Source organism: Ferrovibrio sp. GW821-FHT12B10, from assembly GCF_058807515.1.
This window is the reverse complement of the sequence record NZ_JBXAQT010000002.1, coordinates 255,985-273,133: the sequence shown is the minus strand read 5'-3', so window position 1 is coordinate 273,133 and position 17,149 is coordinate 255,985. Positions and strand designations below refer to the sequence as shown.

Sequence of the window (17,149 nt, the reverse complement as noted above, 5' to 3'; positions counted from 1 at the left end):
CTCAGACCGGCTGCTGCCGGACCCAGTCCAGATAGGATTGCAGGATGTAGCTGGCGGCCAGCTTGTCGACCAGTTCGGCGCGGCGCGCCCGGCTCAGGTCGGCTTCCTCGGTCATCATCCGCTGCACGGCAACCGTGCTCAGGCGCTCATCCCACAGCGCGACGGGCACCGGGATCTGCAGCGAGATGTTGCGGGCGAAGGCGCGGGTGGCCTGGCAGCGTGGCCCTTCGGTGCCGTCCATGTTGACCGGCAGGCCCAGTACCAGGGCGCCGACATTCTCCTTGGCGGCGATTTTGACCAGCTCGGCGGCGTCCTGGGTGAATTTTTTCCGGGCCAGCGTCAGGTAGGGGCTGGCGATATGATGGCCGGTATCCGACAGCGCCAGGCCGATGGTCTTGGTGCCCAGATCGAGCCCGAGGTAGCGGCGGCCGGATTCCAGGCGGATGGGGCCGTCGGCGGGCCGGAACGGGGCCGGTTTCTGGCTGGTTTCAACTGGGGGTGCAGGGTTGCCGGTGGACATGCCGGATGATACTTTCCGCCGCCATTTCAAGGGGATTCTCCCCGGTACTATAGCGAACGGACCGCGCATGTCATTGGATAGAGCAGCCGTGGCGAAGATCGCCAAGCTGGCCCGCCTCAAGATGGACCCTGACCGTGCCGAGGCCATGGCCTCGGAGCTGAACCAGATTCTGTCCTTCGTGGAAGAGTTGCAGGCGGTCCCGACCGACAACGTCACCCCGATGACCTCGGTGACGCCGATGAAGCTGCGCCATCGTGAGGATGTCGTCACCGATGGCGGCCAGCCGGAAGCTGTGCTGAAGAACGCGCCGCAGCGCCAGGGCGATTTCTACACCGTGCCGAAGGTGGTGGAATAATGACCATCGACCCGAGCGCGCTCACCATTGCCGATGCCCTGGACGGGCTGGCCAAGAAGCAGTTCACCTCCGCCGAACTGACGGAAGCCTGTATCGCTGGCATGCAGGCGGCCAAGTCGCTGAACGCCATGATCACCGAAACGCCCGACAAGGCGCGCGAGATGGCCAAGGCGGCCGATGCACGCCGTGCCAAGGGCGAGGCCGGCCTGCTGGAGGGCATTCCGCTCGCCATCAAGGACCTGTTCGCCACCAAGGGCGTGTTGACCACCGCGGCCAGTCATATCCTCGACGGCTTCCACCCGGAATATGAATCCACCGCCACCGCCAACCTGTGGAACGCGGGCGCGGTGATGCTGGGCAAGCTCAACCTCGACGAATTCGCCATGGGTTCGTCGAACGAGACCAGCTATTACGGCCCGGTCGTGAATCCCTGGCGTGGCCCGGACGGCACCAAGCTCGTGCCCGGCGGTTCGTCGGGCGGGTCGGCCGCCGCCGTCTCCGCCGGCTTTGCTTTGGGCGCCACCGGCACCGATACCGGCGGTTCGATCCGTCAGCCGGCCGCGCTCTGCGGCATCACCGGCATCAAGCCGACCTATGGCCGTGTCTCGCGCTGGGGCATAGTCGCTTTCGCCTCCTCGCTGGACCAGGCCGGGCCGATGACGCGCACGGTGCGTGATAGCGCGCTGATGCTGCAGGCCATGGCCGGCTTCGACCCGAAGGACAGCACCTCGGTCGATCGCCCGGTGCCGGACTATGCCGCCAATCTGGAAGGCGGCGTGAAGGGCATGCGCATCGGTATCCCGCGCGAATACCGCATGGACGGCATGAACCCGGAAATCATTGCGCTCTGGGAGCAAGGCAAGCAGTGGCTGAAAGATGCCGGCGCCGAGATCATGGATATCAGCCTGCCGCACACCCATTACGCGCTGGCGACTTATTACATCGTTGCTCCGGCGGAAGCCTCGTCGAACCTCGCCCGCTATGACGGTGTGCGCTTCGGCCTGCGCGTGCCGGGCAAGGACCTGACCGAGATGTACGAGAATACCCGCGGCGAAGGCTTCGGCCGCGAGGTACAGCGCCGCATCATGATTGGCACCTATGTCCTGTCGGCTGGCTATTATGACGCTTATTACACCAAGGCGCAGAAGGTGCGGACGCTGATCCAGAAGGACTTCGACCAGGCCTTCCAGCGCGTCGATGCGATCCTGACGCCGACCGCGCCGAATGCGGCTTTCGCGATCGGCTCCAAGTCGAACGATCCGGTGACCATGTACCTGAACGACGTGTTCACCGTGCCGACCAGCCTTGCCGGTCTGCCGGGCATGTCGCTGCCCGCCGGCCTGAACAGCGAAGGCCTGCCGCTCGGCCTGCAGCTCATCGGCAAGCCCTTCGAGGAGGCGCAGTTGCTGCGCGTCGGCCGCACGCTCGAGAAGGCCGCCAATTTCACCGCCAAGCCCACTGCATGGTGGAGGTCCTAACATGGCTGAGAAAGATTATATCCAGGGCGCCACGGGTGCGTGGGAGATCGTGATCGGCATGGAAGTCCATGCCCAGGTCTCGTCCAAGTCCAAGCTGTTCTCCGGCGCCGACACCACCTTTGGCGCCGAGCCGAACCATCAGGTCAGCCTCGTCGATGCGGCGATGCCTGGCATGCTGCCGGTGATCAACAAGTATTGCGTTGAGCAGGCGGTGCGCACCGGGCTGGGCCTGAGGGCGCAGATCAACCTGCATTCGGTGTTCGACCGCAAGAACTACTTCTACGCCGATCTGCCGCAGGGCTATCAGATCAGCCAGTACCTGCAGCCGATCGTCGGCAAGGGCGTGCTGTTGCTCGACATGCCCGACGGCTCGACCCGCGAGATCGGCATCACGCGCCTGCATCTGGAACAGGATGCGGGCAAGAGCCTGCATGACCAGAGCCCGCGCGAGAGCTTCATCGACCTGAACCGCTCCGGCGTCGCGCTGATGGAAATCGTCTCCGAGCCCGACATGCGGAATTCGGAAGAGGCCGGCCTCTATCTGAAGAAGCTGCGCACCATTGTGCGCTATCTCGGCACCTGCGACGGCAACATGGACGAAGGCTCGATGCGCGCCGACGTCAATGTCTCCGTGCGCAAACCGGGCGGCCCGCTGGGCACGCGCTGCGAGATCAAGAACGTCAATTCCGTGCGCTTCGTGCAGCAGGCCATCGAATACGAAGCCCGCCGCCAGATCGAAATTCTGGAAGACGGCGGCAAGATCGATCAGGAAACCCGCCTGTTCGATACCGGCAAGGGTGTGACGCGGTCGATGCGCTCCAAGGAAGAAGCGCATGACTATCGCTACTTCCCCGACCCCGACCTGCTGCCGCTGGAATTCGAGCAGAGCTGGGTCGATGGCATCAAGGCCACGCTGCCCGAACTGCCCGACGAGAAGAAGGCGCGTTTCATCGAGAAGCTGGGTCTCAGCCCCTATGACGCCTCCGTGCTGGTGGCCGAGAAGGAGTCGGCCGACTTCTACGAGAAGGTGGCCAAGGGCCGCGACGGCAAGCTCTGCGCCAACTGGGTGATCGGCGATTACTTCGGCATGCTCAACAAGTCGGGCCAGTCGATGCAAGATTTCACCATCACGGCTGAGAAACTGGGCGGGCTGATCGACCTGATCGCCGACAACACCATCTCGACCCGCCTGGCCAAGGATGTCTTCGCCCTCATGGTGGAAAGCGGCAAGGATGCCGCCACCATCGTGGAAGAGAAGGGCATGAAGCAGGTCACCGATACCGGCGCGATCGAGAAGGTGATCGACGAGGTGATGGCGGCCAATGCCGACAAGGTGGCGGAGTATCGCTCGGGCAAGGACAAGCTGTTCGGCTTCTTCGTCGGTCAGACCATGAAGCTCTCGGGCGGCAAGGCTAACCCGGCAGCGGTGAACGAACTGCTGAAGAAGAAGCTGGCGGGGTAAAGCCCGTGATCAAGCTGTGAGCACAAAGCTGGGCGGGGCCGGGGTCGATTGACCCCGGCCTTTTTTCTGACAGTTTTGCGGGATTATTCGCGATCTGCGTCGTTGAGGCTATGCCCCCAGACGAGGAGTCCCGATGATCCGGCCCGCCATTCTCTCCGCCGCCGCCCTGCTGCTGGTCCTGACCGGCTGTACCTCGCGCCGTGAAACCGATCCGCAGCGCTCGGCCAGCGAACAGCTGCTGTTCTCGACGGCATCGGACCGCGCCGCCGACAAGCTGACCTTCAACATGCAGCCCGGCACCAAGGTCTTCATCGACACAGCCTATGTCGAGGGCACCGACAGCAAATACCTGATCAGCGCGCTGCGCGACCGGGTGGCGCGCAAGGGCGGCGACCTGATGGACGACAAGGGCAAGGCCGATCTCATCATCGAGCCGCGCCTGGGCGCACTGTCGGTCGATCGCGACCGCACGCTGTTCGGCCTGCCAGCGATCCCGGTGCCGCTGGTCGGTGTCGAGGTCCCCGAGATCGCGATCTTCAAGCGCAGCTACCAGCAGGGCGTGGTCAAGCTGGCGGCGACCACCTACGACCCCAAGACCGGCCTGATGGTGCAGTCGCTCGATCCGGTCTACGCCTTCTCCAACCGCAAGGACTGGGTCTTCCTGATCTTCTTCTCCTGGAGCAGCACCGACCTGATGCCGGAGGAGGAGAAGAAGGACTGGATCGGCGACTAAAGGTAGAGCCGGGGCTGACGGGCCGGTAACGTAACCGGTTTTCAACGTTACCCGCACAAATTCCGCATGGCATGGCTGGCGCAGGAGACTGCCTCCATGCGCGATCAGGATACATTCTGCCTCGTCGAAACCGACCTGTTCCGCGGGCCAGCGCGCGACCTCGTGTTCCGGTTGATGCGGCCGTATCTGGAGCAGGAAACCGCCACCGCCACCGAACTGATGTTCAACCGTGGCCGCCAGCGCAGCCTGGCCAATGACGGCAACCGCCTGGCCGATGCGGTGCAGCGCGTCGCCATGCTGCAGGCGCAGCAGACACGCCAGCCGGTGCTCGACCGCCGTCGCGAACTCACTGCGATGACCAATCAGGCGATCCGCCTGATCGACAGCCTGACGCGTCAGACGCCGTCCGATTTCGTTCTGACCGGCAGCGATCTGAGTCGACTGTGCCACGAGACGCAGGATCGCGGCTTCATCCGCACCGCCATCATCGTCGCTGCCAGTCTGGCCGAGCGCGGTGACTGGATCGGCAAGATCGAGCTTTGCCTTGACCTGCTGGAAAGTGGCGCCGAGGACGAGATGGCTGGACTGCTGGCGCAGACGCTGGCCGAGCTGCTGCGGTTGGAACCGGCCGGCAGCGCCTTCGGTTTCACCAGCACACCGCGCAGCGTGATCGATGCCTGCCTTACCATGGCCGACCCGGATGCGCCGGAGGTCCAGCCGCTGCAGACCCGCCTGCGCGGCTGTGTTCAGGCCAATGCGGCGGGTGACCTCACCGACGCGCTCTGCGACCGGATCTCCGAGGCGCTGGACCAACCCGGTGCGCTGGCGACGGAGAGCGATTTTTCAGAATGGTCCTATCTGCTCGAGGCCAAGCGGCGCATCGCCAGCTTGGCCGGCCTGGCTGAAGACCCAGTGCTGGCGCAGGCGCTGGCGCGACGCTTTCTGCGCCTGGCCCAGGCCGAGCAGCTCAACCGCACTCTGGCGGAGATTCCGGCCTTCGGCAAAAAAGTGCTGTATCTGGCGCAGCTCTATCCCGAGGTGCAGGACGGTCCGGCCCGCCGCGACCTTCTGGCGGCGCTGACCTTCTATCTTGAACACCGCGATTTCAGCACCCAGTTCGCTGAACCGGGCACCAGCGTCGAGCAGATGTTTGCCCAAGCTCAGGTGATCGAGGAGGTTCTGCAGAATCCCGAGTTGCCCGAGCATCGCCGCGACCGGTTTCGCGGCAGCATCCTGAAGCAGTATATGGAGATCAAGAAGCTGGCCGAGCGCCGCCGCGATCCGCGCGTCATGGGTGGGCCCAACGATGCCGTTTGCCTTGGCGGTCAGCGCGTAACGTTGCGCAATTGGAGCACTCTCGGCATCCTGTTCGGACCAGCAGCTGGTGAGTTCAAGCCGGGCGATACCGTTGATCTTGCGGTCGAAGTGCATAACGAGGGCATCGACATTCGCTTTGAGGCCTCCGCTGATATCATCCGCGCCACCGACGGCATCATCGCCGCGCGCTATTACTGCAGTGACAACGAGGCCGAACAGCGCATTCGTAGCTATTTCTCGCGCTGAGCCAACTACAGACTGCTCAGCACGCCGAGCAGCCCGGCGGCGCCCAGGCACCACAGCGGATTGAATCGCGTGAAGACCGTCACCAGTGTGGTCGCGGCAGTCAGGGCCAGCATCGGCCAGTTGCCGCCCTGGTCCTGCGCCAGCACGGTACCTGAAGCCAGCACCAGCCCGGCGCTGACCGGCGTCAGTGCCACGGCGGCACGGCTGCGCCAGGGCGAGAAGCGAAAGCGTTGCCACAGTCGCCCGGCCACGAAGGTTAGCACCGAAGAAGGCAGGCAAAGCGCCAGCGGCGCCAGCAGTGCACCGGCATAGCCGGCCACGCGCCAGCCGAAGATTGCCACCACCATGATGTTCGGTCCTGGCGCGGTTTGCGCCAGCGCAAACATCTGGACGAATTCCGCATCGGTGAACCAGCGGGCGATGTCGACGAACTGGCGGTGCATTTCCGGCCATACGGAATTGCCGCCGCCTATGGAGACCAACGACAACCCGGCCAGCGTGGTGAGAAGGAAGAGCAGAGGATTGTCATCCTGCATAGCTATAGCTTCTTCATCCAGGCCAGCAGCAGCGCCAGCGGCACCAGCAGCAGCACCAACGGCGGCAGCGGCCAGCGCAGCAGTCCGATGCCGATGAAGGCGATGGCTGCCAGGGCATAACAGGCCGGCCTGCGCGGCAGCCGCCAGAGCAGCCGCAGGCCCAGTCCAAGGACAAGCCCTGCCGCCGCGGCGCTCATATGTCCCAGCGTCCCGACCACGACGGCGACATGGCTGTAGGCGAGATAAAGGATTTCCAGTGTCACCACGATGCCGATCGGCACCAGCGTCAGGCCTGCGACCGCGACGATTGCGCCGCGTAGACCAAAGAAGCGATCACCGAGGAAGACCGCGAGATTGACGATGTTGGGGCCGGGCAGCACATGGCACAGACTGAGCGCCTGGGCGAAGTCGTCCTCGTCGAGCCATTGCCGGCGCAGAACCAGGATTCGGTGCGCCCAAACGAAAGCGCCGCCGAAGCTGCAGAGCGCGATCTCGAGGAAGCCGAGGAACAGCGCGGTCAGGCTGCCCGGCGGCGTCGGGACCTGTGCGGGGGTGGCGGCAGCGACTGGCATGCCTGTGCATTAGACCCGTCGGGCGCACGCGCCAATGGAAAAGGCTTCCGGGCGGCTGCAGAAAATCTCAAGCCGGTCAATCAGCGTGCGCTTGTGTTTTGAGGAATTCAAAGCAGGCTTGGGTAGCATTTACAATTGCAACAGGGGTGATGGTTGCGCGGGGGGCGGGTGCGGGCTAATCCAGCATCACCACTTCGTGAAATTTGCCGAAAACCAATGTTTTGTGAAACCGAAGCCGAGACTTATGCCGACCCGGCGCGCGAGCTGATCTTTCAGGTCGCGCGGGCGTATCTCGAGCGCGGCGGTCTCACGGCGACCGAGCTGGTGTTCAGCCCGGCGCAGCATCAGGTGCTGCTCAACGACGGCGCGCGCTTTCAGGAGCTGGCCCAGCGCATCGCCCTGCTGCAGGGCCAACATACCAAACGTCCGGTTGCCGAGCGCATGAAGGAACTGACCGCCATGGCCGAGGCGGCCATGAAGCGGGTCGAGAAGCAGGCGGCCGCCTTGCCGCCGGGCATCACCTTCCCGCAGGCGCTGCAAGCCGGGCTGTTCAACGGCAAGACTCTGAACGAATGGGTGCTGGGTGGCGTGGTGCTGGCCAGCCTGCTGGCCGCCAATGCCGACTGGCAGGTGCGCGCCGGTCTCTGCCTCGATCTGATCGAGAGCGATATCGGCAGTGAAGCCCATACGATGGCGGACCAGACGCTGTCGGAAATCCTGCGCCTCAAGCCTGCCGCGACGGCGCTGTTCGGCGATGCCAACCGACGCCGCATGATCGAACTCTGCCTGTGGCTGGGCGGCGCCGAGGGGCAGCCGCGCGATGTGCCTGCGGCGCTGATCCGCCTGCGCACCGGTCTGGCCAGCGGCAGCCTCGAACGTTGCCAGGCCGCCGTGCGCGAGCGCCTGGCCGAGATGCTGGGCGGCACGCTGCCGCTGTATAATCACGACGTTTATGACGAGTGGACGGCGCTGCTTCGTCTGAAAGAGCGCATCACCGCGCTGCCGATGCTGGCGGTGGACGAGAATGTCGCTGCCGCGCTGACGCGCCGCTTCACGCGCTTCGCCAATCCCGAGTTGCTGAATCCACTGATCGGCCGCGATGCCGAACTGTCGCGCAAGCTGCTGACCTTGCTGCGGCTTTATCGGGAGATCGAGGAGGGCAATGCCCGCTTCGAGCTGCAGGGCATCATCAGCCATTACATGGAGCATCGAGAGTTCAAGACGCAGTTCATTGGTGCATTGTCCAGCAAGGACGATTTCGCCATGCTCTCGGCCGAGATTTCCAAAGCGCTGATGCAGGCCGATATCCCGGAGCCGCGCAAGTCGCGGCTGCTCGAACAATATCGCAGTCAGCTCGCCACCGTGGTCAAGCCCAGCGGCCAGCGCATTGCCCAGCGCGGCGTGGGAACGGCCAAGGATGCGGTGATCGTGCGTGCCCTGCGCATGCCGCTGAAAAACTGGAGTCCGGTCGGCATTCTGTTCGGACCCTGTCCGGCCACGCTGCTGGACAAGATCGCCGTGGGTGAAAAGCTGCGTATCAGCGTCGAGATCCGCGGCGCTCTACTGAGTATGGATTTCACCGCCGATGCAGAAGTGATGCGCGTGGCTGACGGCATCATCGCGGCGCGCTATGTCTGCAGCGATGCCACCGTCAACCAGCGCATCCAGAATTACTTCACGCCCTGACTTAACTCTATCTGATCCGATCCATCCGGACTGCCCCGACCCGGTGAAGGGTTAGAGCAGGATCAGGTTTCAGCGTATGCCGGATATGCTCTGGCCATGCGCGCCGCCGGGTTCGGAAACCTTGCGCAGCGTCTCCACAGAGTGGCGCGGCTGCGCCTCGGTGGCGACATCGGCCAGCGACACGATGCCGACCAGGCGCTTTTGCCGGTTTACCACCGGCAGGCGGCGAACCTGGATATCGCCCATGTTCTTGGCGACATGGGCCAGGTCTTCATCCTCGAAACAGTATTTCACATCCTTGGTCATCACGCTGCTCACCTTGGTGTCGGGATCGCACCCGCGGCCGACGCCGCGGATGGCGATATCGCGATCGGTGATCATGCCTACCAGCCGGTCGTCTTCGCCCACCGGCAGGCTGCCGATATCCATCTCGGCCATGATCTGGGCCGCGTCGGCAATGGTCTGGTTGGGGGAGGCGATCCGCACTTCCCGGCTCATGGCTTCATTCACGCGCATTGTGTCCTCCATGTACGCCTATCAGGTGCGACAGTTTTGGCGCCGCCGGTGACATGTGGGAGCGGAGCATATATGCGCAACCGTGGCCGTGGGGAATGCCATGGCATGGTCACAGGAGCGCTGCAGATGGATATTCACGGGGTGTCTTTTTGCGCGGAATCAGCGCGAAAACCTGTGCTAGGCTTCGTCCGGATTCGGAGCACTGCATGAACCTGATGGAAGCCACCATATTCGCGATCCTGATCAGCACGCCGGCTGTCGACCAGCCGCCGCCCAATCAGCCACCGGGCTTTTCCTGCCGCCTGACGGATGATCCGAAGCAGGCGCTGTGCAGCAATGATCTGGTGATCAAGGAGTTCGACGACGGGACGCTGGAATTCGGCTCGAAATACACGGTGAAGAAGGGGCGCCGCCGCGAGCTGATCTTCTCCAACGGTGTCACATCCTATTTCGACAGCTTTGGCTGGCTGCAGTTTTCCAACGGCTATGCGGTGCGCCGCATGGAGGGCGACATCTTCAAGATGGCGCAACCCAACAAGGGCCGCGACCTGACCTGCCGCTATACGATCCCGAACAAGCAGACCCGCTGCGTTTTGGGCTGATCAACGCTTCATGTCGATGGCTTTGGACCACATCTGGTCGGCCGTCGTGATCACCTGGCTGTTCATGCCATAGGCCTGCTGCGCCACGATCAGCTTGGTCATCTGCTCGGCGATATCCACGGTCGACTGTTCCAGGGCGCCGGCGGTGATCTTGCCCACGCCGGTGAGCCCGGTCGGATCGCCGGGAATGCCAAAGACGACGTTGCCGGAAGTGGTGCGGCCGCTGGCCAGGTAGGCGGTGCCGTCGACGCGGTCGAGGCGGTCGACTTCAGGGAAATTTCCGAGCAGCAACTGGCCGCCCAGACGGCTGCGTCCGTTGGTGTAGTTATAGACGATGCCGCCATCCTCATCGAAGGTGACGTAGTCGAATTCACCGCCTGGCCGGCCGTTCTGAGTGAGGACCTGGTTCGAGGCCTCGGTGCTTTCGCTGGTGAACTGGGTCAGGCTGCTGGTGGCGCTGACATCGAAGCCGCCGCCGAACTCGCCCAGGTTCAGGGCGATGGTCTGGGCGCCGCTGCCGTAATCCACGGACAGCGTCGCGCTGGCGGCGCCGGCGGTGGTCAGCGCCAAGTTGGTGTCGGCCGTGGTCATGGTGGCCAACGTGCTGTTCGTGAAGGTTATGGCGATCGGGCCAAAGGACGCGGGCGTGCCGCCTTCGGTATTGATGGTCAGGTTCCAGGCATTGGTGCCGGTCTTGTTCCAGACCATCTGGAAATTGCGCTCTTCGCTGGCTGAATCGATGACGCCGATACCGTCGGTGATCTGTTTGCCGGGCAGGGCCTTGCCGGGCAGATTGATGATGTAGTCGACGCTGCTGGTCGGGATCGCCGGAATGTCGCTCTGGTCGACGACGAAATCGGCCGGTGTGGTGCCGCCCACGGCGGCCGCGCGCAGATAATAGCCGGCCGAGTTGACCAGGCGATTGGAACTGTCGAGGTGAAAATCGCCCAGGCGCGTGAAGTAATTGGCGGTTTCAAAGCCGCTTGGCGTGCCGTCATCGTTGAGGCCGGTCGGCTTGGCGACCGGGATGAAGCCATTGCCGGTCACCGCAATGGACGACAGGCTGGTGTCGCTGATCAGCGTGCCCTGTTTGCGGTTGCCGAAATCGGCCCGCGCCAGCACGCCCATGTTGCGGTTGGAATCGATGACCGGGCTGTCGCCGGCCACCTTGTTGAACACCAGATCTGAAAAGTAGGTGTTGACGGTCTTGTAGCCGATGGTCGTCGAGTTCGCGACGTTATCCGAAATATGGCCGATCGCTGTCGCCTGGGCACTGATGCCCATGACTCCGGTGTTGAAGGCGTTGAACGACATGGCGGGACCCTCCTGGTCCAGATGGATTCTCTCACCGCCTTAGAAGCAAAGCCCGTGCCGAACTGCTAAATCCCGCTATCTATCTGAAAACACTGGGGGTAAGCTGAGGGGGAAGCCGCCGGGACTAGGCAAGAATTGCCGGCTGGCTTTCCGGTGCCGACCATGGTGGTCATAATGTGCCGGGGGTCGATCTGCGCTGATGCTGCACACGCCATTCTCATCACTGCTGCAAACACCGGACGAGCGGCGGATTTTCCACTGGACCGGTGAATTTCGGGACCGGCGGGCCGAACGCCTGTTCCGTGAACAGCAGCGCGAGTCCGTCCGGCACATGCTGCAAGCCTGCGGCATCGCTGGCACCACCGTCTTCGTTCTGGTGGCCGCCCGCGATTATCTGGTGGCAGGGCCGACCCAGATATTCCTGCAGCTTCTGGCCGTGCGCGTGGCGGCCCTGGTGACTGGCATAGGATATCAGATCATGGTCCGGCGGGCCGCGAGCTGCGCCCAGCTGGATGTCATCGGCGGGGTCGGCATGGCCTGGCTCACCACGCTGACCTTCATGACCTGGTTCATCAGCCCGCCGACCACGCTCAATTCCGGCCCGCTGTCCTTCGCCTATTTGCTGGTCTTCTTCCTGCTGATGCCGATCGCGTCCGGCGCGGTGATCCTGAATGCCGCGTACCTGTCCATTGGTACGATGCTGATGGGGATTACATGGCTGAATATGCGGCTAGAAGGAATCATCATCCTCACGCTGTTCCTGCTCGCCGGTAATGGCCTCGGCTTCGTCGGCATGCGCCAGTTCAAACTGGAGCGCCGACGCAACTACATGGCGTCGGAAGAGGCGCGACGGGTTACCGAGGCGCTGACACTGGCGCGGCTGGAGGGGCGGCGGCGCAACGAATATCAGGCCTGGGCGCTGGACGCGCTGCAGGTCGGTGTCATCCTGTTCCATCCGGGTGGCGTGATTCACACCATCAACCGCCGTGCGGCCGAACTGCTGGCCCTGCCGCCCGGCATGATCAATCCGGGCGACAGCCATGAGCTGCTGATCCGCTTCATGATCGACCGTCGCGATTTTGGCGACCTGGAAATCAGCGATGTGAAATATCATATCGATCGCCTGCTGCGCGGCGCCGGCCAGTGGGCCGCGATCCGCCATGCCAGCACGGGCAATGTGCTGGAATTCACCCTGAACCGGCTGCCCGACCGTTCTGTGGCGGTCACCATCAGCGACGCGTCCGAGCGTTATGCGCTGCATCGCCGCCTGCGCCATGCCGTGGAGGTGGCCGGTGACGGTTTCGCCATCTATGACGCCAGCGACCGCATCTCGATCTGCTCCAGCCGGTTTGCCGCGCTCTATGGCCTGTCGGCCGAACAGGCGGTCGGAAAATCCTTCCAGGAGCTGGTCGAGCGTAGCGTTCAGCAGAAGATCTTCGTGCATGACGAACGTGAATCCGGCAATACCGACAGCGTCAGCCCGGCACGCCGACATATCCCTGAGCGGATGATCGAAATCCGCACGGTGGCAGGCGAATGGTTCCTGGTGCATGAACGCCTGACGCCATCGGGCGATCTGGTGGTGGTGCGTACCAACATCACGGCGCGCCGTCGCATGGAAGACGAGTTGCGCCGTGCCAAGGAAGAGGCCGAACGCGCACTGGCCGAATTGCGCGGCGCCCAGGCCAGCCTGATCCTGGCCGAGAAGATGGCATCGCTGGGTTCGCTGGTGGCGGGCATGAGTCACGAGATTTCCACGCCGCTGGGCATCGGCGTCTCGGCCGCCTCGCATCTGTCCGAGGAAGTCGACCAGCTCACCGCGCGCTTCAAGGATGACCAGCTCAAGCGCAGTGACATGGAGGATTTTCTCGAGACCGCCACGGAAGCGACGCGCATCATGCAGGGCAACCTGACCCGCGCCGCCCGGCTGATCCAGGCCTTCAAGCAGGTGTCGGCAGACCAGACCACCGACGAGCTGCGCGATTTCGACATCGGCGAATATCTGCAGGAGATCATGCTCAGTCTGGCGCCCGCGCTGCGCCATACGCCGCACAAGGTTGTGATCCAGGGTGGCGAGAACCTGATGATCCGCAACCGGCCGGGCGCGCTGGGTCAGATCGTCACCAACCTGGTGATGAACGCGCTGCAGCACGGCTTCGAGGGACGCGAGCAGCCTGGCCTGCTGGAAATCCAGATCAGTAAGCCGCGCGAAGGGCGCATCGTCGTGGATTTCCGCGACAACGGAAATGGTATCGCGGCCGAGGACCTGCCGCGGGTCTTCGATCCCTTCTTCACCACCCGGCGCGGCACCGGCGGCACCGGCCTTGGGTTGCATATCGTTTACAATCTCGTCAGCCAGGTGCTGGGCGGAACCATTGCGGTGTCCAGCCGACTGGGCGAGGGCAGCCGCTTCACGATAAGTTTCCCGCAGGATGCTGCACCCTGAGCTATATCACCGACCATGACTGATCGCAGTTTGGACCGTCCCGCTCCCGTCTTCGCCACCGCCCGTGCGTCCGTTTCGTCCTGGAAGCGGGGCTGGCCCTGGCAGGACAAGGGCGGGCGCTTCGTTCCCTTCAAGGCCGTGGTTCTCGCTGCGCTGTTTCTGCCGGCGCTCTGGCTGTTGTGGCGAACCGGCAGCAGCGATCTCGGGCCGCGCCCGATCACCGAACTCACCCTGCAGACCGGCACCTGGGGCATCCGCATCCTGCTGGTCGGGCTCAGCATCACGCCGATGCGCCAGCTCACGCGCTGGAACCGCATGGCCATGCTCCGCCGCATGACCGGTGTCGCTGCCGCGCTATATCTGCTCACGCATTTCATCCTGTTCATGGCCAACCTGGCCTTCGACCTCAACCGCATCGTGCTTGAGATCGCCAAGGCCAATTACCTGATCATCGGACTGGTCGGCCTGATCATGCTGATGCTCCTGCTGGCCACCTCGACCGACGGCATGCTGCGCCGGCTCGGCGGCCGCCGCTGGCAGTTGCTGCATTATCTGGTCTTCCCGGCCGCGTCGCTCGGGCTGTGGCATTATTTCCTGCAGGTGAAGGCCGATATCTTCCAGCCGCTGCTGCTGATCGGCTTCCTGACCTGGCTGCTGGGCTATCGGCTTTGGCGCAAATTTAGGCCGCAGGGCGCCGCGCTGGCGCTCTGGGCCGTGGCTGTCCTCGGTCTGGTTGCGAGCCTGCTGACCGTGGCGGGGGAGGCAGCCTACTTCGGGTGGAAAGCCGGTGTGGCCTTCGTGCCTCGCGTGCTTGAAGCCAATCTGTCGATCGAGATGGGGCTGCGGCCCGGGATATGGGTTTTCGTCTGCGCCGCGGGGGTGACACTGGCCGCCGCCGCCGCCACAATACGGGCTCGTCGAACCTGAAAAAGCGAGTGTCCCGTGCGTGCTGTCTTCGTCGATGCCAACGCCACCCTTGGTGATCTGGCCGAAAGCCTGCGTCTTCCCACCGACCCCGCCGTCACCGTCAATCGCCAGCCCGATGTGAAGCCGGCCGAACTGCCCGCCGTGATCGGCGATGCCGCGGTGATCTGGGTCGACCACACCGCTCTCCCCACCGAGATCGCCAAGCAGTGCAAGGCGCTGAAGCACGTGGTGTTCCTGGGCACCGGGGCGCGCAGCTACATGAATATCGAGGAGCTGGCCGATCTCGGCATCCAGGTCCATCTGATCAAGGGTTACGGCGACACCGCCGTGGCCGAATGCGCGTTTGCGCTGATGTGGGCCTCGGCCAAGGGCTTCGCCCGCATGGACGGCCAGATGCGCGCCGGCAACTGGCTGCGGCTGGATGGCAAGCAGCTCACCGGCAAGACCGTTGGCCTGATCGGCTATGGCGGCATCGCGGCCGAGATGGCGCGGCTCTGCCTGGGCGCCGGCATGACCGTGCTGGCCTGGAACCGCAGCAAGAAGGATGCGCCGGCCGGCGTCACCTTCACCGAAATCGACGACCTGCTGGCCAAGAGCGACGTCGTTTCGATGCATCTGCTGCTCAATGACGAGACGCGCGGTTTCCTGTCGGCGGCCCGCATCGCGAAGATGAAGAAGGGTGCGATCCTGATCAACACGGCGCGCGGCGCCACGGTGGACGAGGCGGCGATGATCGCGGCGCTCAAATCCGGTCAGATCGGGCATGCCGGCCTCGATGTCTTCGATGTCGAACCGATGCCGGCGGGCCATGCGCTGACCACGCTGGACAATGTCACGCTCTCGGCCCATTCGGCCTTCCGCACGCCCGAGGCCAGTGACAACCTGATCAACGCGGCGCTAAGCCATACCCGCCGCATTGCGAAGGAAGGCAAATAGCATGACCCGCCGCTATGACCTCGCCATCCGCAACGCCCGCATCTACGACGGCAGTGGGGCGCCGCCCGTAACGGGCGATGTCGGGGTCAGCGGCGACCGTATCCTCGGTGTCGGCGATCTGGGCGGCAGTTCGGCCGACCGCGAGGTCGACGCGAAAGGCCTAGCGCTGGCGCCGGGCTTCATCGATGCCCATACCCATGACGACGGCGCGGTCCTGCACGGGCCGGAATGCATGCATTGTAAGCTCAGCCAGGGCGTCACAAGCGTCGTGGTCGGCAACTGCGGCATCAGCCTGGCGCCGGCCACCATGACGAAGCGCCCGCCACCGCCGCTCGATCTGGTCGGCACCGAAAGCGCCTGGGCGTTTCCCAGTTTTGGTGACTATGCCGAGGCTTTGCGCAAGACGCCGCCAGCCACCAATGTCTATGCGCTGGTCGGGCATATGTCGCTGCGCGTGGTGGCGATGGATCATGACGTGCAGCGCGCCGCCACCGACAAGGAAGCCGCGCAGATGCAGCAGCGGCTGATGGAATCGCTCGACCAGGGCGCCTCCGGCTTGTCGTCCGGTTTGTGGTATCCGCCGAGCCGCGCCGCGCCGACCTCTGAAGTGATCGCGGTGGCCGAGGCGCTGCGCGCGCGCGGCGGGCTGTATGTGACCCATATGCGGGACGAGGCCGATGGCGTGGTCGACAGCATCCAGGAGACGCTGAAGATCGGCCGCGACAGCGGCTCCGCCGTGGTGATCAGCCATCACAAATGCACCAATCCGGAAAACCATGGTCGTTCGGTCGAGACGCTGGCGCTGATCGACAAGGCAGCAAAAGAGCAGACCGTCGATTTCGACGTCTATCCTTACGCGGCCAGCTCGACGGCGCTGCTGCCGGACCGTCTCAGAGATGACATGGCGGTGCAGATCGCCTCGTCGGAGGCTTATCCCGAGATGCGCGGCCGCATGCTGGCGGATATTGCAAAAGAATGGGGCACCGACATCGTCACGGCGGCCAAGCGGCTGCTGCCGGCCGCCGCCATCTATTTCATGATGCATGAGGATGACGTGCAGCGGATCATCGCGCATCCGCGCAGCATGATCGGTTCGGACGGATTGCCGTCAAATGACATGCCGCATCCGCGCCTGTGGGGCACCTTCCCGCGCGTGCTCGGGCATTACAGCCGTGACCTGAAGCTGCTGAAGCTGGAAGCCGCCGTGCACAAGATGACCGGGCTGACCGCGCGCGTCTTCGGCATGCAGGACCGCGGCGCGATCCGCGCGGGCGCTTTCGCCGACCTGGTTCTGTTCGATCCGGAAACCGTGATCGACACGGCGACTTTCACCAAGCCGATCCAGCCGGCGCGCGGGATCACGGAAGTCTGGGTGAACGGCGTGTCGTCTTACATTGGCGGCAAGGGCGTCACCGGCGCCGCCCATGGCCGGCTGGTGACGCGGCAGCATTGAGGTTCACGGAAACGTTTGTGGCCGTCGGCACAGCATGATTTAGCTTGTTG

At 64.0% G+C, this 17,149-nt stretch carries 16 protein-coding genes; 11 read left to right on the top strand and 5 right to left on the bottom strand.

The window, feature by feature from the left end:
• Position 1: 1 nt before the first annotated feature.
• Positions 2-520, bottom strand: coding sequence for a Holliday junction resolvase RuvX (gene ruvX, locus AC1RRT_RS19035; RefSeq protein WP_493015464.1), 519 nt, complete (start codon positions 518-520; stop codon positions 2-4).
• 67 nt (positions 521-587) lie between these two features.
• Between ruvX and gatC the strand changes: the two genes are divergently transcribed.
• From gatC to AC1RRT_RS19010, 5 genes are all read left to right on the top strand, one after another.
• The gene (gene gatC / locus AC1RRT_RS19030) at positions 588-875 is read left to right on the top strand and encodes an Asp-tRNA(Asn)/Glu-tRNA(Gln) amidotransferase subunit GatC (RefSeq protein ID WP_493015463.1); all 288 of its coding nucleotides are present in this window, start codon (positions 588-590) and stop codon (positions 873-875) included.
• A complete protein-coding gene (gatA, locus tag AC1RRT_RS19025) occupies positions 875-2,353 on the top strand; it encodes an Asp-tRNA(Asn)/Glu-tRNA(Gln) amidotransferase subunit GatA (protein WP_493015462.1) in 1,479 nt (492 codons plus the stop codon). The genes gatC and gatA overlap by 1 nt, the downstream gene beginning before the upstream one ends.
• Before the next feature lies 1 nt (position 2,354).
• On the top strand, positions 2,355-3,815 hold the full coding sequence (gene gatB / locus AC1RRT_RS19020; RefSeq protein ID WP_493015461.1) for an Asp-tRNA(Asn)/Glu-tRNA(Gln) amidotransferase subunit GatB: 1,461 nt from the start codon (positions 2,355-2,357) through the stop codon (positions 3,813-3,815).
• Positions 3,816-3,948: 133 nt separating this feature from the next.
• Entirely contained in the window at positions 3,949-4,548 is a 600-nt protein-coding gene (locus tag AC1RRT_RS19015; RefSeq protein ID WP_493015460.1) for a DUF6655 family protein, read from the top strand.
• 96 nt (positions 4,549-4,644) lie between these two features.
• On the top strand, positions 4,645-6,111 hold the full coding sequence (locus AC1RRT_RS19010; RefSeq protein ID WP_493015459.1) for a hypothetical protein: 1,467 nt from the start codon (positions 4,645-4,647) through the stop codon (positions 6,109-6,111).
• Between the two features lie 5 nt (positions 6,112-6,116).
• Here AC1RRT_RS19010 and AC1RRT_RS19005 read toward each other — a convergent pair whose 3' ends face one another.
• Together AC1RRT_RS19005 and AC1RRT_RS19000 are read right to left on the bottom strand one after the other, a co-directional pair.
• Positions 6,117-6,647 carry a chromate transporter gene (locus AC1RRT_RS19005; RefSeq protein ID WP_493015458.1) on the bottom strand — a complete coding sequence of 177 codons (531 nt, stop codon included), beginning with the start codon at positions 6,645-6,647 and terminating at the stop codon, positions 6,117-6,119.
• 2 nt (positions 6,648-6,649) lie between these two features.
• Positions 6,650-7,219, bottom strand: a complete 570-nt coding sequence (locus AC1RRT_RS19000; protein ID WP_493015457.1) for a chromate transporter — start codon at positions 7,217-7,219, stop codon at positions 6,650-6,652.
• A 216-nt stretch (positions 7,220-7,435) separates the two neighbouring features.
• Between AC1RRT_RS19000 and AC1RRT_RS18995 the strand changes: the two genes are divergently transcribed.
• Positions 7,436-8,905 (top strand): hypothetical protein, encoded by a 1,470-nt coding sequence (locus AC1RRT_RS18995; protein ID WP_493015456.1) that lies wholly within the window; start codon positions 7,436-7,438, stop codon positions 8,903-8,905.
• A gap of 69 nt (positions 8,906-8,974) precedes the next feature.
• Here the strand turns inward: AC1RRT_RS18995 and AC1RRT_RS18990 are convergent, their stop codons facing one another.
• Positions 8,975-9,421, bottom strand: coding sequence for a CBS domain-containing protein (locus AC1RRT_RS18990; protein WP_493015455.1), 447 nt, complete (start codon positions 9,419-9,421; stop codon positions 8,975-8,977).
• 206 nt (positions 9,422-9,627) lie between these two features.
• Here AC1RRT_RS18990 and AC1RRT_RS18985 point away from each other — a divergent pair, with 206 nt between their 5' ends.
• Positions 9,628-10,023 carry a hypothetical protein gene (locus AC1RRT_RS18985; RefSeq protein ID WP_493015454.1) on the top strand — a complete coding sequence of 132 codons (396 nt, stop codon included), beginning with the start codon at positions 9,628-9,630 and terminating at the stop codon, positions 10,021-10,023.
• Here AC1RRT_RS18985 and AC1RRT_RS18980 read toward each other — a convergent pair whose 3' ends face one another.
• Positions 10,024-11,337 (bottom strand): flagellar hook-basal body complex protein, encoded by a 1,314-nt coding sequence (locus AC1RRT_RS18980; protein WP_493015453.1) that lies wholly within the window; start codon positions 11,335-11,337, stop codon positions 10,024-10,026.
• Positions 11,338-11,536: 199 nt separating this feature from the next.
• Here AC1RRT_RS18980 and AC1RRT_RS18975 point away from each other — a divergent pair, with 199 nt between their 5' ends.
• Genes AC1RRT_RS18975 through AC1RRT_RS18960 form a run of 4 tightly spaced genes read left to right on the top strand, consistent with a single transcriptional unit; the run spans position 11,537 to position 17,099 of the window.
• The gene (locus AC1RRT_RS18975) at positions 11,537-13,783 is read left to right on the top strand and encodes a PAS domain-containing sensor histidine kinase (protein WP_493015452.1); all 2,247 of its coding nucleotides are present in this window, start codon (positions 11,537-11,539) and stop codon (positions 13,781-13,783) included.
• A 30-nt stretch (positions 13,784-13,813) separates the two neighbouring features.
• On the top strand, positions 13,814-14,710 hold the full coding sequence (locus AC1RRT_RS18970) for a protein-methionine-sulfoxide reductase heme-binding subunit MsrQ (RefSeq protein ID WP_493015451.1): 897 nt from the start codon (positions 13,814-13,816) through the stop codon (positions 14,708-14,710).
• A gap of 15 nt (positions 14,711-14,725) precedes the next feature.
• On the top strand, positions 14,726-15,646 hold the full coding sequence (locus tag AC1RRT_RS18965) for an NAD(P)-dependent oxidoreductase (RefSeq protein ID WP_493015450.1): 921 nt from the start codon (positions 14,726-14,728) through the stop codon (positions 15,644-15,646).
• A 1-nt stretch (position 15,647) separates the two neighbouring features.
• Positions 15,648-17,099, top strand: coding sequence for an N-acyl-D-amino-acid deacylase family protein (locus tag AC1RRT_RS18960; RefSeq protein WP_493015449.1), 1,452 nt, complete (start codon positions 15,648-15,650; stop codon positions 17,097-17,099).
• The last annotated feature ends 50 nt before the right edge of the window (positions 17,100-17,149 follow it).

Coding starts and splice junctions, on each gene's coding strand:
- AC1RRT_RS19005 (WP_493015458.1), bottom strand. CDS start 6,647: ATGCAGGATGACAATCCTCTGCTCTTCCTTCTCACCACGCTGGCCGGG.
- AC1RRT_RS18960 (WP_493015449.1), top strand. CDS start 15,648: ATGACCCGCCGCTATGACCTCGCCATCCGCAACGCCCGCATCTACGAC.
- AC1RRT_RS18985 (WP_493015454.1), top strand. CDS start 9,628: ATGAACCTGATGGAAGCCACCATATTCGCGATCCTGATCAGCACGCCG.
- gatC (WP_493015463.1), top strand. CDS start 588: ATGTCATTGGATAGAGCAGCCGTGGCGAAGATCGCCAAGCTGGCCCGC.
- gatA (WP_493015462.1), top strand. CDS start 875: ATGACCATCGACCCGAGCGCGCTCACCATTGCCGATGCCCTGGACGGG.
- AC1RRT_RS18975 (WP_493015452.1), top strand. CDS start 11,537: ATGCTGCACACGCCATTCTCATCACTGCTGCAAACACCGGACGAGCGG.
- AC1RRT_RS19010 (WP_493015459.1), top strand. CDS start 4,645: ATGCGCGATCAGGATACATTCTGCCTCGTCGAAACCGACCTGTTCCGC.
- ruvX (WP_493015464.1), bottom strand. CDS start 520: ATGTCCACCGGCAACCCTGCACCCCCAGTTGAAACCAGCCAGAAACCG.
- AC1RRT_RS18995 (WP_493015456.1), top strand. CDS start 7,436: ATGTTTTGTGAAACCGAAGCCGAGACTTATGCCGACCCGGCGCGCGAG.
- AC1RRT_RS19000 (WP_493015457.1), bottom strand. CDS start 7,219: ATGCCAGTCGCTGCCGCCACCCCCGCACAGGTCCCGACGCCGCCGGGC.
- AC1RRT_RS18990 (WP_493015455.1), bottom strand. CDS start 9,421: ATGCGCGTGAATGAAGCCATGAGCCGGGAAGTGCGGATCGCCTCCCCC.
- AC1RRT_RS18980 (WP_493015453.1), bottom strand. CDS start 11,337: ATGTCGTTCAACGCCTTCAACACCGGAGTCATGGGCATCAGTGCCCAG.
- gatB (WP_493015461.1), top strand. CDS start 2,355: ATGGCTGAGAAAGATTATATCCAGGGCGCCACGGGTGCGTGGGAGATC.
- AC1RRT_RS19015 (WP_493015460.1), top strand. CDS start 3,949: ATGATCCGGCCCGCCATTCTCTCCGCCGCCGCCCTGCTGCTGGTCCTG.